Source organism: Mycolicibacterium baixiangningiae, assembly GCF_016313185.1.
Lineage (GTDB): Bacteria > Actinomycetota > Actinomycetes > Mycobacteriales > Mycobacteriaceae > Mycobacterium > Mycobacterium baixiangningiae.
In genome coordinates this window covers 4,470,898-4,485,999 of sequence record NZ_CP066218.1, presented here as the reverse complement: position 1 = coordinate 4,485,999, position 15,102 = coordinate 4,470,898, and the positions used below count along the sequence as shown (strand labels likewise).

At 69.0% G+C, this 15,102-nt stretch carries 16 protein-coding genes; 11 read left to right on the top strand and 5 right to left on the bottom strand.

All coding sequences use genetic code 11. The annotated features are described in order from the left end of the window. Position 1 precedes the first annotated feature (1 nt). Positions 2–895, top strand: coding sequence for a glycosyltransferase family 2 protein (locus I7X18_RS21180; RefSeq protein ID WP_193045953.1), 894 nt, complete (start codon positions 2–4; stop codon positions 893–895). A gap of 3 nt (positions 896–898) precedes the next feature. Further along, positions 899–1,978, top strand: coding sequence for a mannose-1-phosphate guanylyltransferase ManB (gene manB, locus I7X18_RS21175; RefSeq protein ID WP_193045952.1), 1,080 nt, complete (start codon positions 899–901; stop codon positions 1,976–1,978). A gap of 7 nt (positions 1,979–1,985) precedes the next feature. Here manB and I7X18_RS21170 read toward each other — a convergent pair whose 3' ends face one another. From I7X18_RS21170 to cofD, 3 genes are read right to left on the bottom strand one after another with little or no spacing between them, the layout of a single operon-like run. After that, positions 1,986–2,522: an NUDIX hydrolase gene (locus I7X18_RS21170; RefSeq protein ID WP_193045951.1), complete on the bottom strand. Its 537-nt coding sequence runs from the start codon at positions 2,520–2,522 to the stop codon at positions 1,986–1,988. Then, positions 2,519–3,874, bottom strand: coding sequence for a coenzyme F420-0:L-glutamate ligase (locus I7X18_RS21165; protein ID WP_193045950.1), 1,356 nt, complete (start codon positions 3,872–3,874; stop codon positions 2,519–2,521). Before I7X18_RS21165 ends, I7X18_RS21170 begins: the two co-directional genes overlap by 4 nt. After that, complete coding sequence (cofD, locus tag I7X18_RS21160; protein WP_193045949.1) at positions 3,871–4,857, bottom strand: 2-phospho-L-lactate transferase; 987 nt, start codon at positions 4,855–4,857, stop codon at positions 3,871–3,873. The genes I7X18_RS21165 and cofD overlap by 4 nt, the downstream gene beginning before the upstream one ends. A gap of 427 nt (positions 4,858–5,284) precedes the next feature. Here cofD and I7X18_RS21155 point away from each other — a divergent pair, with 427 nt between their 5' ends. Beyond that, complete coding sequence (locus tag I7X18_RS21155) at positions 5,285–5,563, top strand: WhiB family transcriptional regulator (protein WP_193046439.1); 279 nt, start codon at positions 5,285–5,287, stop codon at positions 5,561–5,563. A 32-nt stretch (positions 5,564–5,595) separates the two neighbouring features. Here the strand turns inward: I7X18_RS21155 and I7X18_RS21150 are convergent, their stop codons facing one another. Continuing rightward, positions 5,596–6,018 (bottom strand): metallopeptidase family protein, encoded by a 423-nt coding sequence (locus tag I7X18_RS21150; RefSeq protein ID WP_193046438.1) that lies wholly within the window; start codon positions 6,016–6,018, stop codon positions 5,596–5,598. A 132-nt stretch (positions 6,019–6,150) separates the two neighbouring features. Here I7X18_RS21150 and I7X18_RS21145 point away from each other — a divergent pair, with 132 nt between their 5' ends. The 4 genes from I7X18_RS21145 to manA all read left to right on the top strand — a co-directional run bounded on the left by I7X18_RS21145 (position 6,151) and on the right by manA (position 10,406). Next, positions 6,151–6,582, top strand: coding sequence for a DUF3499 domain-containing protein (locus I7X18_RS21145; protein WP_193045948.1), 432 nt, complete (start codon positions 6,151–6,153; stop codon positions 6,580–6,582). Between the two features lie 83 nt (positions 6,583–6,665). Next, a complete protein-coding gene (locus I7X18_RS21140; protein ID WP_193045947.1) occupies positions 6,666–8,063 on the top strand; it encodes a phosphomannomutase/phosphoglucomutase in 1,398 nt (465 codons plus the stop codon). Continuing rightward, entirely contained in the window at positions 8,060–9,172 is a 1,113-nt protein-coding gene (locus tag I7X18_RS21135; RefSeq protein WP_193045946.1) for a TobH protein, read from the top strand. The genes I7X18_RS21140 and I7X18_RS21135 overlap by 4 nt, the downstream gene beginning before the upstream one ends. 4 nt (positions 9,173–9,176) lie before the next feature. Beyond that, complete coding sequence (gene manA / locus I7X18_RS21130) at positions 9,177–10,406, top strand: mannose-6-phosphate isomerase, class I (RefSeq protein ID WP_193045945.1); 1,230 nt, start codon at positions 9,177–9,179, stop codon at positions 10,404–10,406. A 10-nt stretch (positions 10,407–10,416) separates the two neighbouring features. Here manA and I7X18_RS21125 read toward each other — a convergent pair whose 3' ends face one another. Further along, positions 10,417–11,799: an FAD-dependent oxidoreductase gene (locus I7X18_RS21125; RefSeq protein ID WP_193045944.1), complete on the bottom strand. Its 1,383-nt coding sequence runs from the start codon at positions 11,797–11,799 to the stop codon at positions 10,417–10,419. Positions 11,800–11,874: 75 nt separating this feature from the next. Here I7X18_RS21125 and I7X18_RS21120 point away from each other — a divergent pair, with 75 nt between their 5' ends. The 4 genes from I7X18_RS21120 (at position 11,875) to I7X18_RS21105 (ending at position 15,077) form a co-directional block, all read left to right on the top strand. Then, the gene (locus I7X18_RS21120) at positions 11,875–13,347 is read left to right on the top strand and encodes an amino acid permease (protein ID WP_193045943.1); all 1,473 of its coding nucleotides are present in this window, start codon (positions 11,875–11,877) and stop codon (positions 13,345–13,347) included. A 158-nt stretch (positions 13,348–13,505) separates the two neighbouring features. After that, complete coding sequence (locus I7X18_RS21115) at positions 13,506–14,657, top strand: alkane 1-monooxygenase (protein ID WP_193046437.1); 1,152 nt, start codon at positions 13,506–13,508, stop codon at positions 14,655–14,657. Further along, positions 14,654–14,815, top strand: a complete 162-nt coding sequence (locus tag I7X18_RS21110) for a rubredoxin (protein WP_193045942.1) — start codon at positions 14,654–14,656, stop codon at positions 14,813–14,815. Before I7X18_RS21115 ends, I7X18_RS21110 begins: the two co-directional genes overlap by 4 nt. Positions 14,816–14,897: 82 nt before the next feature. Then, positions 14,898–15,077: a rubredoxin gene (locus tag I7X18_RS21105; RefSeq protein ID WP_193045941.1), complete on the top strand. Its 180-nt coding sequence runs from the start codon at positions 14,898–14,900 to the stop codon at positions 15,075–15,077. Positions 15,078–15,102 lie beyond the last annotated feature (25 nt).

Genomic DNA, 15,102 nt, shown 5'->3' with positions numbered 1-15,102 from the left:
GGTGAGTGACGGGTTGGTCGTCGTCACGGTGACGTATTCACCGGGGCCGCACCTCGACCGGTTCCTGGCCACGCTGGCCCACGCCACCGATCGTCCGGTCTCGGTCGTCATGGCGGACAACGGGTCCACCGACGGCGCCCCGGAGCAGGCGGTGGATCGCTATCCGGACGCCACGCTGCTCCGCACCGGTGGCAACCTCGGTTACGGCACCGCGGTCAATCGTGCGGTCGCCGCGATCGCCCAAGACCCCGACAAGGACACCGTCGACCCGGAGTTCCTCATCGTCGCGAACCCCGACGTCCAGTGGGGTCCGCGTTCGATCGACCTGCTGTTGGAGGCCGCCGCGCGATGGCCGCGGGCCGGTGCACTGGGCCCGCTGATCCGCGATCCCGACGGTTCGGTGTATCCGTCGGCGCGGCACCTGCCCAGCCTGATCCGCGGCGGGATGCACGCCGTGGTGGGTCCGTTCTGGCGGTCGAACCCATGGACCGCGGCCTACCGCCAGGACCGCGCGGAGCCCAGCGAACGCCCCGTCGGCTGGCTGTCGGGCAGTTGCCTGCTGCTGCGCCGGTCGGCGTTCACGCAGATCGGTGGTTTCGACGAGCGCTACTTCATGTACATGGAGGACGTTGACCTCGGTGATCGGCTCGGCAATGCCGGGTGGCTCAACGTGTACGTGCCGTCGGCGGAGATCCTGCACGACAAGGGGCATTCGACGGGTCGCGACCCCGCCCGCAACCTGGCCGCGCACCACCGCAGCACCTACACTTTCTTGTCTGATCGCTATCCGCACCCGTGGCAGGCGCCACTGCGGGCCGCGATGAGGGGTGCACTGGCCGTGCGCGCCGGGTTGGTGGTGCGCAAGGCTCGTCGTATGCAGGCCAAAGGGGGGTAGGACATGGTGAATCCGGCTGAGGTGGACGCCGTTGTGCTGGTGGGCGGACAGGGCACACGGCTGCGCCCCCTGACGCTATCGGCGCCGAAACCGATGTTGCCGACCGCCGGCCTGGCGTTTCTGACCCACCTGCTCTCCCGCATCGCGGAAGCGGGAATCGAGCACGTCGTGCTCGGGACGGCGTACAAGGCGGACGTCTTCGAGGCCGAGTTCGGCGACGGATCCAAGCTGGGCCTGCAGATCGACTACGTCTTCGAGGACGAACCGATGGGCACCGGCGGTGCCATCGCCAACGTCTCCGACAAACTGCGCTACGACACCGCGATGGTGTTCAACGGCGACGTGCTCTCGGGCTGCGATCTCCGTGCGCTGCTCGACAGCCACGAGAGCCGCAACGCCGACGTGACGCTGCACCTGGTGCGCGTCGGGGATCCGCGGGCCTTCGGCTGTGTGCCGACCGACGACGGGGGCGTGGTGACCGCGTTCCTGGAGAAGACGCAGGATCCGCCGACCGACCAGATCAACGCCGGCTGCTACGTCTTCAAGCGTGAGGTGATCGACCGTATCCCGCGCGGCCGGCCGGTCTCGGTCGAGCGTGAGGTGTTCCCCGGGCTGCTGTCAGCGGGGCTGCGGGTGTGCGGTTACGTCGACGCGACCTACTGGCGTGACATGGGCACCCCCGAGGACTTCGTCCGCGGCTCGTCGGACCTGGTGCGCGGGATCGCGCCGTCGCCGGCACTGCCCGGCCGCCGCGGCGAGCACCTCGTGCACGACGGTGCGTCGGTGGCGCCGGGTGCGTTGCTGATCGGCGGCACCGTGGTGGGGCGCGGCGCGGAGATCAAGGCCGGGGCACGCCTCGACGGTGCGGTCATCTTCGACGGTGCGGATGTCGGTGCCGGCGCGGTGATCGAGCGGTCCATCATCGGGTTCGGCGCGCGCATCGGTCCGCGGGCGCTCATCCGTGACGCCGTCATCGGTGACGGCGCTGACATCGGCGCGCGCTGCGAACTGCTGCGCGGTGCGCGTGTGTGGCCCGGGGTGAAGATCCCGGACGGCGGCATCCGGTACTCGACCGACGTCTGAGGCGCGCTCAGCCCCGGCGAGCAGCCGCGGCGAGTTGAGTGAGCCCGAAGTCGGTGTCCGCGGGCAGCGCGTCCAGCGGCCACCACTTCAGATCGAGCGATTCGTCCGAGCGGGCGATCTGCGCGCCTTCGGGGGCGTGCACCAGGAACTGCAGGTCGAGGTGGCGGGTCGGCACGCCCAGCGAGCACGTCACCGGATGCACGTGGACGGCGGCGAGGCGGGGATCGATGACCAGGCCGTCGATGCCGGATTCCTCGCTCGCCTCGCGAAGTGCGGCGGCGACGACGTCGGCGTCGTCGGGTTCGCAGTGTCCCCCCACCTGCAGCCAGCGGCCGAAGCGCGGATGCAGGGTCAGCACGGCGCGGCTGCCGGTGTGGTCGAGTACCAGGGCGGAGGCGGTGACGTGGCCGGGCACGCACGCGCGCAGACACCCGTCGGGGCGGGCGGCCAGGAACGCGAGCACGGCATGGCGCAGCGAGTCCTGTGCCGGGTCCGGTGCGACCCAGTCGGTCAGGAGGTCGACCGCCGAGGAGTGCAGGCTCACCGGCGTACCAGCAGACCCTGGGTGTCAGCCGGATCGCGCGGCCCCTCGGGGTCGGCGGGGTAGCCGACCGCGACCGCGCCCAACGGTTCCCAGTCGGCGGGCAGGTCGAGTTCCGCCCGCACCGTGTCGGCGGCGAAGATCGTCGAACCGACCCAGCAGCTGCCCACCCCACGCACCGCCAGCGCGACGAGAAGCGCCTGGACGGCAGCGCCGACGGCCACGGTGAACATGGTGTGTTCGGCCTCGGTCCGCGCGGCGTCCGGATAGTCGTGGACGCCGTCGGGTACCAGGAACGGGATCACGAGCTCTGTTGCGTCATAAAGGATCTGGCCTCGGGCGAGCCGGCGTTCGACGGCCTCGTCAGTCAGGCCGTCGGCGCTCAGGTCGGCACGCCAGCGGTCCGCCATCCGGTCGAGCAGGCGCGTGCGGACCGTGCGATCGGTCACCCAGACGAAGCGGACCGGACGGGTGTGGTGCGGGGCGGGGGCGGTGAGCGCTTCGGCGACGGCGTCCTCGATCAACTCGGGCGCGAGGGGATCGGCGCTGAACCGGCGCACCGAGCGGCGCAGCAGCTGCGCCTGCCGGCGCCCGGCTTCCATCGCCTCGGCGGTGCCCAGCCAGAACAGGTCGTCCTCACCGGGGCGCAGCAGGTCGCGCGCAGTGGATCCGTTGTCCGCCAACGACAATCCGCGCACGACGGCCACCGGGATGCCGGTGAGCTTACCCTTGACCAGGTCGGCTGCCGCGGCGATCTCGTCTGCGACGGCGACTTCGGTGACCAGCAGTTCATTACCGTGCGCGTCGCGGGCGCCGGCGTATCCGTGCAGCACGCTCACGCCGGCGGCGCCGATCGCCGCGTCGATCTGACCGTTGCGCCACGCGCGGCCCATGGTGTCGGTGATCACGACTCCGACGGTGACGCCGAGTCGCTCGGCGAGACCGGTCCGCAGGCGTGCGGCGCTGCCGTCGGGGTCGACCGGCAGCAGCGCCAGTTCGCCTGTGTCGACGTTGGATCCGTCGACTCCGGCGGCCGCCTGGATGAGGCCGATGGCGTTCTCGGTGATCAGCGTGCGTCCCTTGCGGGCCAGTATGCGCACGGCTTCGTCATCGACGAGCTTGCGCCGCAACGCATCCCGTTCGTCGGGATCTTCCGGTGCGGTGACGATGCGGCCCTCGCACTTCGACACGACCTTGCTGGTGACCACGACGACGTCACCGTCGCGCAGCCACGGCGTGGCGGCCGCCAGCGCGGCGGCCAGATCGTCGCCGGGCCGGAACTCCGGCAGCCCGGGCACCGGAAGGAGTTCGATCGCGGCGGCCGCACCGTGTTCGGACGGAGCGTGTTCGGTCACAGCGCGACTCCGGCCATCCGGACCCCGGCGCGGACCATCTCCGCGGTGGCGGCCGGATCCGTCATCAGCAGCGGCACCGCGTCGACCGCCACGCCGTCGATCTGCGCGCTGTCGCCCTCGTGGATCAGCCAACCGTCGAGGATGCCGGTGCCGGTGCGGGCGCCGTAGTGGCGTCCGACGGCTTCCGAGGTCGATGGGACCCCGATCACGGACAGACACTCATCCGCCATGCCGCGCAATGGTTTTCCGGCCACGATGGGGGAGTAGCCGATGATCTTGGCCCGGGTCGACCGGAGGGCGCCGCGGATGCCCGGGATCGCCAGGATCGAGCCGATGCTGACCACCGGGTTGGACGGCGCCAGCAGCACGACATCGGCGTCGGCGATGGCGTCGGTGACACCGGGGGCGGCGGTGGCCTTCTCGGCGCCGACAAAGGCGAAGCTGTGGGTGGGGACTTTCGCGCGGTATCGCACCCACCACTCCTGGAAGTGGATGGCGCGGCGTTCACCGCTGTCCGGGTCGGTGATGACGACGTGGGTCTCGCTGCGGTCGTCGCTGGCAGGTAGCAGCCGGGCGCCGGGCGCCCACCGGGCGCACAGCGCTTCGGTGACCTGGGAGAGCGGATATCCCGCCCGCAGCATCTGGCTGCGCACCAGGTGGGTGGCCAGGTCGCGGTCGCCGAGGCCGAACCAGTCGGGCTGGACGCCGTACGCGGCGAGTTCCTCTTTGGCATGCCAGGTTTCGTCGCGATGGCCCCAGCCGCGCTCGGGATCGATTCCACCGCCGAGGGTGTACATGCACGTGTCGAGGTCAGGGCAGATCCGTACCCCGAACATCCACGTGTCGTCACCGACGTTGACCACCGCGGTCAGTTCATGATCAGTCGGGTCGTCAGGGGCGTACTGCCCCAGCCCGAGCAGTCGCTGCACGCCGAGCAGGAAGCGTGCCCCACCGACGCCGCCGACCAGAACCGTCACCTTCACATCGAACGAGACTAGGCGCTCGTCCGCGCGGGGGTTGCACCGCTCCTGACGGGCCGTCCGGGGCGGGTCTGTCACGGATCGGACACGCCGAGGTTTCCGACGCGCCGCAGAACTGTCACGAGGTGATATGAATTCCTGTTCCAGCGCTTGACCCCAGCTGCCAACGCGTGTGTAATCACACCAGTGTCATTTCGCGGTTGGCCAGCCGATTTCGGTGTCGCAGACCGAGATTCGATCACTTGTTCGAATAAGGCTGGCCGTACGGTACCGAGTGGGGCCACGTGGATCTACGACACCGAGTAAGGAGGGGCGGGAAATGTCTTTTGAGCAAAGCGAATTCGATCGCGTGGTCCGGTTCGACAGCCGGCTACTCGGCTCCGTCGGCGGGGCACCACACACCGACGCGGGAGCCGCACCGATGGGGGCCATGGGGCGGCCTCAGTTGAGTCTGGTTCCGGAAACCATCGACACAGAGGCCGGCGACGCCGACGACCTGTGGCAGGAGCGCGCGCTGTGCGCGCAGACCGATCCCGAGGCGTTCTTCCCCGAGAAGGGCGGCTCGACCCGTGAGGCCAAGCGGATCTGCCTGGGCTGCGAGGTTCGCGACGAGTGCCTCGATTACGCGCTGGCCCACGACGAGCGTTTCGGAATCTGGGGTGGGCTCTCCGAGCGTGAGCGCCGTCGCCTCAAACGCGGCATCATCTGACCCCTACGGAACTCCTCCTGTGGGGCCGCGCCTCAATCGTCGTCGATCGTCGGGTCGATGACGGAGGGCTCGACTCCCAGATATGTGGCCACCTGAGCCACCAGCACCTCGCGTAACAGCTCGGCGAGTTCGTCGGAGTCCTTGGCCCGGCGCTCGATCGGCTTCCTGAACAACACGATTCGCGCCCGCGTGGAGTTGCCGCGGACATCGACGCCGGCCGGTATCAGCCGGGCCAGCGCCACCGGCCCGTCGGCCACCACCTCCGGCGGCCATTGCACATTCTCCGGATCCTTGGGCGCCATGCGCGGGATCTCATCCACCGCGACGTCCAGTCCGGACACCCGGTCCTGCCACCGCCGCTCGATCGATTCGTACGCTTCGAGCACCGCCATGTCGAACCGCTCGGCACGGCTGCGCCACCCCGGCACGGTCGGCGGGAGGAGCGGGCCACGCATCTCGCGACCGCGTCGCGATCTCCAGCGGTTGCCCTCGGCCACGGTCACCGATCGTAACGGTTGGCTATCGGCGGGTCCGCCGCTGCGCGTGTCCGGCACCACGCGGCGTTTCTCCCGCGATAGCCTTCCGTCGTGAATGTTCCCCGTCGCTGCTGCCGGCCCGGGTGCCCCCACTATGCGGTGGCGACGCTGACGTTCGTCTACTCCGACTCCACCGCTGTCGTCGGCCCGCTGGCCACCGTGTCCGAACCGCACTCGTGGGATCTGTGCGTGGGCCACGCCAGTCGCATCACCGCGCCGCGCGGGTGGGAACTGGTCCGGCACGCCGGGCCGTTGCCCTCGCACTCCGACGACGACGACCTCGTCGCCCTCGCCGATGCGGTACGCGAAGGCCGTGGCTCGGCAGCCCCCGCCTCCGCCGTCGTCCCAGGTTTCTCCGATCCCACCAGCGGGGCCCACGGCGGCGCCCAGAGTGGGGCGTGTCTGGCGCCGCCCGTGCGACGGCCCGAACCGACCGGACGCCGGCGCGGCCACCTGCGCGTGCTCCCCGACCCGTCCGAATAGCCCCGCGTAGGGCGTCATAGCTGGGCAACGAAGTCTCCGGTGCGGATAGGCTGACGGCAACGTCCCCGTCTCCTAGGAGGAGTATGTCTCGGCCGGCTGCGACGGTGCATCGCGTCATCAAGGCGTATGACGTACGTGGGCTGGTCGGTGAGGAACTCGACGAGGCGTTCGTGGCCGACGTCGGCGGCGCGTTCGCCCGACTGGTCGGCGACAGCGCCGGACAGATCGTCATCGGCTACGACATGCGGTCGAGCTCTCCGGCGCTGGCCGAGGCCTTCGCCGACGGGGTGATGGCCCAGGGCCTCGACGTCGTGAAGATCGGCCTGGCGTCGACCGATCAGCTGTACTTCGCCTCCGGATTGCTCGACTGTCCCGGCGCGATGTTCACCGCGAGCCACAACCCGGCCGCCTACAACGGCATCAAGCTGTGCCGGGCCGGTGCCAAACCGGTCGGCCGGGACACTGGGCTGGCCCAGATCTCCGAGCAGGTGATCGAGGGGGTGCCCGCCTACGACGGGCCGCGCGGCAGCGCGTCGGAACGCGACGTGCTGGCCGACTACGGCGACTTCCTGCGGTCACTGGTGGACATCTCGGGGCTGCGTCCGCTGCGGGTCGCGGTCGACGCCGGAAACGGGATGGCGGGACACACAACCCCCGCGGTCCTCGGCCCCCTCGAGGCCGTCGAACTGCTGCCGCTGTTCTTCGAACTCGACGGCACCTTCCCCAACCACGAGGCCAACCCGCTGGACCCGGCCAACCTCGTCGACCTGCAGGCCTATGTGCTGGAGACCGGCGCTGACATCGGGTTGGCGTTCGACGGCGATGCCGACCGCTGCTTCGTCGTCGACGAGAAGGGGCAGGCGGTGTCGCCCTCGGCGGTGACCGCGCTGGTGGCCGCCCGGGAACTCGGCCGGGAGATCGGCGCGACGGTGATCCACAATCTGATCACGTCGCGGGCGGTTCCCGAGCTCGTGGCCGAACGCGGCGGCACCGCGGTGCGCTCCCGCGTCGGGCACTCCTACATCAAGGGGCTGATGGCCGAGACCGGGGCGATCTTCGGTGGGGAGCACTCCGCGCATTACTACTTCCGCGATTTCTGGGGCGCCGACTCCGGGATGCTCGCCGCGTTGCACGTTCTTGCGGCACTGGGTGAACAGGACCGCCCGCTGTCGGATTTCATGGCCGACTATCAGCGCTACGAGGCCTCCGGCGAGATCAACTTCACGGTCGCCGACGCGCCCGCATGTGTGGAGGCGGTGCTCAAGTCGTTCGGCACCCGCATCCACTCGATCGACCACCTCGACGGGGTCACGGTCGACCTGGGCGACGGACGGTGGTTCAACTTGCGCACCTCCAACACCGAACCGTTGCTGCGGCTCAATGTCGAGGCGCGAACGGCCGAGGAGGTGGACGAGGTGGTCGGGCAGGTCACCGAGACGGTTCGCGCCGAGACGACCGAACAGGGTAGGACATCGACGTGAGCGCCGGCTCCGGCTCGGCAGCCGTGGTGGACCTCGACGACAGCGAGGGGCTGCTGGCCGCTGACCGCGAGGGGTTGCTGAGGGCCGCGGCGATGGCCGGTGCGCAGGTACGCGCGACGGCGGCGGCGCTCGACGAGGGTCTGCTGGAGCCGTTGCGGTCCGGGCAGCCCCCGCGCACCGTGATCTGGCTGGCGGGCAGGGGTGCGGCCGAAACCGCCGGTGCGGTGCTGGCCGCCGCGTTCGGCGCCACCGCCGCGGCCCCGATCGTCACGGTGGCCGAGACGCCCCCGTGGATCGGTGCGCTCGACGTCCTCGTGGTGGCCGGTGACGACCCTGCGGACTCGGCGCTGGTGTCGGCGGCCGCCACGGGCGTGCGCCGCGGCGCCCGTGTCGTGGTGGTCGCCCCCTACGAGGGACCCCTGCGCGATGCGACCGCGGGGCGTGCGGTCGTACTGGCACCGCGGTTGTGGGTGCCCGACGACTTCGGGCTGTCGCGATACCTCGCGGCAGGGCTGGCCGTCCTGCAGGTGGTCGACCCCGGTCTGCGGGTCGACTTGGCGGAGCTCGCCGACGAACTGGACGCCGAGGCGTTGCGCAACAGCGCCGGGCGCGACCTGTTCACGAACCCGGCGAAGGCGCTGGCCGAACGAATCTCGGGCCGCGACGTCGTCCTCGCCGGTGACAACGCGACGACGCTGGCGCTGGCCCGGCACGGCGCCGCGGTGCTGCTGCGGGTTGCGCAGGAGACGGTGGCCGCAGTCGGCCTCGGTGATGTGCTGGTCGCGCTGCGCAACGGATTCGGTGCGGCGTCGGGCAACGGCTACGGATCCTCGTTGCCCCACTCCTCGCTTTTCCACGATGAGGAACTCGACGGGCCGCTGCCGCGACGGGTGCGTACCGTGGTCCTGATCACCGATGTCGAGCGCCCCATGGTGGCGGCGCGGGTCAGCGGCTACGACGACATCGACGTGTTGAACGCCGAAGATGTACCCGACGGTTCGGAGCCCACCGCGGCCCCGGCCGTCGGCAGGGGGATGGAACAGCAATTGGCGAAACTGGCTGTGCGGTTGGAGATGACGGCGGTATACCTGCGACTGGTTCGGGGCTGAGCGAGTGCATCTGCTGAGGGGGGCGGTGCGGACCTATGCTTGGGGTTCGCGGACCGCGATTGCCGAGTTCACCGGAAGGCCAAGTCCGACAGCACATCCGGAGGCCGAGCTGTGGTTCGGTGCGCATCCGGGGGATCCGGCCTATCTGCAGGCCGACGACGGTGAGGTCTCACTGCTCGATGCGCTGCGCGCTGACCCCGAGGGCCAACTGGGTTCTGCGGTGGTGGGCCGCTTCGGCGAGACCCTACCGTTCCTGGTGAAGGTGCTCGCCGCCGACGAGCCGTTGTCGCTGCAGGCCCATCCGAGTGCACAGCAGGCCGCCGAAGGGTATGACCGCGAAGAGCGACTCGGGATCCCGGTGTCGGCGCCGGTGCGCAACTACCGCGACCGCAGTCACAAGCCGGAATTGCTGGTGGCGCTCGACCGGTTCGAGGCCCTGGCCGGTTTCCGCCCGGTCGCCCGCACCATCGACCTGATGCGCGCGCTCGCAGTGCCCGAACTCGACCCGTTCGTGAATCTGCTGCACGGGCAGTCCGAACCCGACGGTCTGCGCGCGTTGTTCACCACGTGGATCACCGCACCCCAGCCGCATCTCGACGTGCTGGTGCCCTCGGTGCTCGACGGTGCGATCGACTACATCCGGGCCGGGCAGACCGAATTCGCTGCCGAGGTCAAGACGGTACTGGAACTCGGCGAACTCTATCCCGGGGATGCGGGGGTGCTGGCCGCATTGCTGCTCAACCGCATCACCCTGCGTCCGGGCGAGGCGATCCACCTCCCGGCCGGAAACCTGCACGCCTACCTGCACGGTGTGGGCGTGGAGGTGATGGCCAACTCCGACAACGTGTTACGCGGCGGGTTGACGCCCAAACACGTCGATGTGCCGGAACTGCTGCGGGTGCTCGATTTCACCCCGACCCCCGATCTCGTGCTGCGGCCCGAGATCGCCAGGGACGGAGTCGAACTGGAGTATCACACCCCTGCGCCGGAGTTCGCGGTGTCGGTGCTGCGCCTCGACGGCGACAATGTCGGCCACGAGGTCGACGCACCGTCACGTCACGACGGCCCCCAGGTGCTGGTCTGCACCGAAGGCGGCGCGGAGGTGTACGCCAAAGGCGGCGGCACCCTCACGCTGCAGCAGGGTGCGGCGGCCTGGGTGACGGCCGACGACGGCCCGATCCGGTTGCTCGCCGCGGAGCCGACGACGCTGTTCCGCGTCACCGTCGGGATCTAGCGGGTCTGTCTCACCGGCTGGCGACGAGGTCGCGGGACCTGCGCTTCGCGGCGCGTTTCTCGCTCACCCACAGCCGCATGTTGTGACCGATGGTGCGGCCCACCAACCGCGGCGACGGCACCATGTAGAGGCTGTCGAGCAGGCTGAACCGCCGCAGGAACCACTCCGCCAGCACGGGGTCGGTCTCGGCGGCGCCCAGGAACTGGTCGAACAGGCTTCCCACGGGGCCGTACCACTTCGGCATGGGGCCGCTTGCGCGGTGCAGCGTGAGATCGCCGATCGCGTTCATCTGCCACACCGGGAAGGTGGTCTTGGCGGTCGCCTTGCTCAGTGCGCGTGCCAGCTCCGGCTCGGGGTGCTGCAACGCCCGGCGCAGGTGACCCGCCTGCAGCGACGTCATCGTCATCCCCTGCCCGAAGGTCGGGTTGAAGCTCACGACCGCGTCGCCGAACGGCACGATGCCCGCGGGGAACCGGTCGAGTTTGTCGTAGCGGCGCCAGCGGCTGGTCGGATACTTGTGAAAAGCCATGTCGCCGAGAGGATTTCCTACGCGGAGGGCGGAGGAGACGTGTGCCGGCAGGATGGTGTCGGCCAGATCGCAGATCTCGCCGAAGTTCTGCGGCGGTGCAGCCTTGCTGACACCGAATGTCGTGACGTTCCAGTTGCCGTCCTCGTAGAACAGCATGCCCAGGCCCAGCGGCTGGTCGGCCGATGCGCCGGCCACCACCACCTTCTCGGCGAGCAAGCCCTCGGGGATGTGCACCTGCTGGGTGGCGTAGGCGATTCCGACGTCGACCGTTTCCTCGTGTGGCCGCTCGAAACCCCACTGCGTCAACCACACGGGGAGGCGGGTGCCGCGACCGGTGGCGTCGACCACGAGGTCGGCCAGAACCTTCTCCGGTTCACCCTCTCCGTCGAGCAGGACACCGGTGACCCGCTGCGCGGCCGGATCGAAGACCGGCTCGTCGACCGATCGTCGTTCGACCGTCACGGTGGGAATCGCCATGGTGCGCCGCCGGATCTGCCATTCGAGTTGCGGACGGCTGGGCACGTAGGCGGTGAACTCGTCGCGCAGGGTGTGCTGGGTGCCCAGCACGTGTCCGGCGGCGCCGAAGTGGATGCAGTCGGGACGGTTCTCCAGGATCGGCACCCCCGCGGCGACCATGTCGTCGAGCAGGCCGGGAAAGAGGCTCTCGAACTCCTGGGCCCCGCGGGCCATGAGCAAATGCACGTGGCGGCCCTGCGGAACCGCGGCGCGGTTGACCGGGGCGTCCGGGAGTTCGTCGCGTTCGTAGACTGTCACGCGGTCGTAGACGTCCGACAGCACGCGCGCTGCGCACATACCCGCGATGCTGCCCCCGACGACGATCGCGTGTTTAGTACTCCGCCCCATCGGGTCACAGTACTCGGTACATTCCCCAGATCCAGGCCCTAACTCGCATCTGGACCCAGCCGAAAGGGAGACGTCATGGCCGGCAGATGGCGCACGAAATCGGTCGAGCAGTCGATCGCCGACACCGACGAACCAGGGACCCGGCTCCGCAAGGATCTGAATTGGTGGGACCTGACGGTGTTCGGGGTGTCGGTGGTCATCGGCGCGGGGATTTTCACCATCACGGCGTCGACGGCGGGCAACCTCACCGGCCCGGCGATCTCCATCTCGTTCATCCTCGCCGCCATCGCCTGCGGGCTCGCGGCGTTGTGTTATGCCGAATTCGCCTCGACGGTGCCTGTCGCGGGCAGCGCCTACACGTTCTCCTACGCCACCTTCGGCGAATTCGTGGCCTGGATCATCGGATGGGACCTCATCCTGGAGTTCGCCGTCGCGGCGGCCGTGGTGGCCAAGGGTTGGTCGAGTTATCTCGGCACCGTGTTCGGATTCGGCGGGGGGATCGCGAATTTCGGCGGATTCGAGGTGGATTGGGGAGCGCTGGTGATCATCGCGTTCGTCACTCTGCTGCTGGCCCGCGGAACGAAGTTGTCCGCGGAGGTGAGCCTGGTGATCACCGTCATCAAGGTCGCGGTGGTGCTGTTGGTGGTCATCGTCGGGTCGTTCTTCATCAAAGCGGCCAACTACTCGCCGTTCATCCCCCCCGCGGAGTCCGGTGAGGGCGGCTCGGGTGCGGAGCAATCGCTGTTCTCGTTGATCACCGGCGCGGAGGGCAGCCACTACGGCTGGTACGGCCTGCTGGCCGGCGCGTCGATCGTGTTCTTCGCCTTCATCGGTTTCGACATCGTCGCGACCACCGCGGAGGAGACCAAGAATCCGCAACGCGACGTGCCCCGCGGCATCCTGTCCTCGCTGGCGATCGTGACGGTCCTGTATGTGGCCGTCGCGGTGGTGCTGTCCGGCATGGTCTCCTACACCGAATTGCGCGACGCCGGCAGCGGCGCGAACCTGGCAACGGCCTTCGAGGCGAACGGGGTGAACTGGGCGGCGACCGTCATCTCCATCGGCGCACTGGCCGGTCTGACGACGGTGGTGATCGTGTTGATGCTCGGGCAGACCCGAGTGCTGTTCGCGATGTCGCGTGACGGGCTGATGCCGCGTCGGCTCGCTCAGACCAGCGACCAGGGGACGCCGGTGCGGATCACGGTGATCGTCGGGGTCGTCGTCGCCATCGCCGCCACGGTGTTCCCGATCGGCAAGCTCGAGGAGATGGTGAACATCGGCACGTTGTTCGCGTTCGTGCTGGTGTCGGCCGGCGTCATCGTCCTGCGGCGCACCCGGCCGGACCTCGAGCGGGGCTTCAAGGCGCCGTTCGTGCCGTTGCTGCCGATCGCCGCGATCATCGCCTGCGTGTGGCTGATGCTGAACCTCACGGGGCTGACCTGGATGCGGTTCATGATCTGGATGGCGATCGGCGTCGTCATCTACTTCCTCTACGGCAGGAGGCATTCGGTGCTCGGCCGGCGCGAGCGCGAAGCCGTCGCCGAATAGCCCATGTTTACAAACTAGAGCTCTGTGTCTAGACGACGGACAAAACCACCTCTATAGTCAAGGTCTTGACACTCACATGGAGGTGGTGTGCTGTGACCGCAGATCCGCAAGCCCTCGACGTCGCCCAATGGCGTGACAGGAAACGTCACCTGTGGCTGATGGGCCTGATCGCCCCGACCGCGCTGTTCGCGATGCTGCCGGTGGTGTGGGTGCTCAACCAGCAGGGGTGGCATGCCGCCGCGGCGGCGCCGTTCTGGATCGGCCCGGTCCTGCTGTACGTGCTGCTGCCCGCGCTCGATCTACGGTTCGGACCCGACGGACAGAACCCACCCGACGAGGTGATGGAGCGACTGGAGAACGACAGGTACTACCGGTACTGCACCTACATCTACCTCCCGTTCCAGTACGCCAGTGTGGTCGTGGGCGCCTACCTGTTCACGGCGTCGGACCTGAGCTGGCTCGGCGTGAACGGCGCCCTGGGCTGGCCGGCGAAGATCGGCCTGGCGCTCTCGGTGGGGGTGCTCGGCGGCATCGCCATCAACACCGCTCACGAAATGGGCCACAAGAAGGATTCGCTGGAACGCTGGCTGTCCAAGATCGCCCTGGCCCAGACCTGGTACGGCCACTTCTACATCGAGCACAACCGCGGCCACCACGTCCGCGTCGCCACGCCCGAGGACCCCGCCTCCGCCCGCTTCGGTGAGACGTTCTGGGAGTTCCTGCCCCGCAGCGTCTGGGGCAGCCTGCGGTCGTCGTGGGAGCTGGAGGCCAAGAGGCTCGAGCGTGCGGGCAAGCCCACCTGGCACCCGTCCAACGACGTGCTCAACGCCTGGGCGATGTCAGTGGTCCTGTGGGGTGCGCTGATCGCGCTGTTCGGTTGGGCGGTCCTGCCGTTCATGGTGATCCAGGCGGTGTTCGGCTTCGCGTTGCTCGAAACCGTCAACTACCTGGAGCACTACGGCCTGCTCCGGCAGAAGGTCGGGAGTGGCCGCTACGAGCGCTGCACACCGCAGCACAGCTGGAACTCCGATCACATCGTCACCAACCTGTTCCTGTACCACCTGCAGCGGCACAGCGACCACCACGCCAACCCGACCCGGCGCTACCAGACGCTGCGCAGCCTCGACGGGGCCCCGAACCTGCCCAGCGGTTACGCGACGATGATCGCCCTGACCTACTTCCCGCCGCTGTGGCGCAGGGTGATGGACCACCGGGTGCTCGCGCACTACGGCGGCGACATCACGCGGGTCAACATCCACCCACGGGTCCGCGAACGGGTGCTCGCGAAGTACGGAGCCGTGGCCGCATGACCGCCTACCGCTGCCCGGGGTGCGGCTTCGTCTACGACGAAGCCAAAGGTGCGCCCCGCGAAGGGTTTCCGGCCGGCACCGCCTGGGGCATCATCCCCGACGACTGGTGCTGCCCGGACTGCGCGGTCCGCGAGAAGCCCGATTTCGAACCGGTATAGCCCCATTGACTCTGCGCTCCGGGCGTCGACGTGCGAGTGGCACGGGCCCTGAGCGCAGAGTCGACAACGAGACGAGGACGTCATGGACTACAAGCTCTACGTCTGCGTGCAGTGCGGATTCGAGTACGACGAGGCCAACGGGTGGCCGGAGGACGGCATTGCTCCGGGCACCAGGTGGGACGACATCCCGGACGACTGGAGCTGCCCGGACTGCGGCGCGGCCAAGTCGGACTTCGAGATGGTGGAGATCGCCCGGGGATGACCGATAGGTCCGGGCGAGCGAAGCG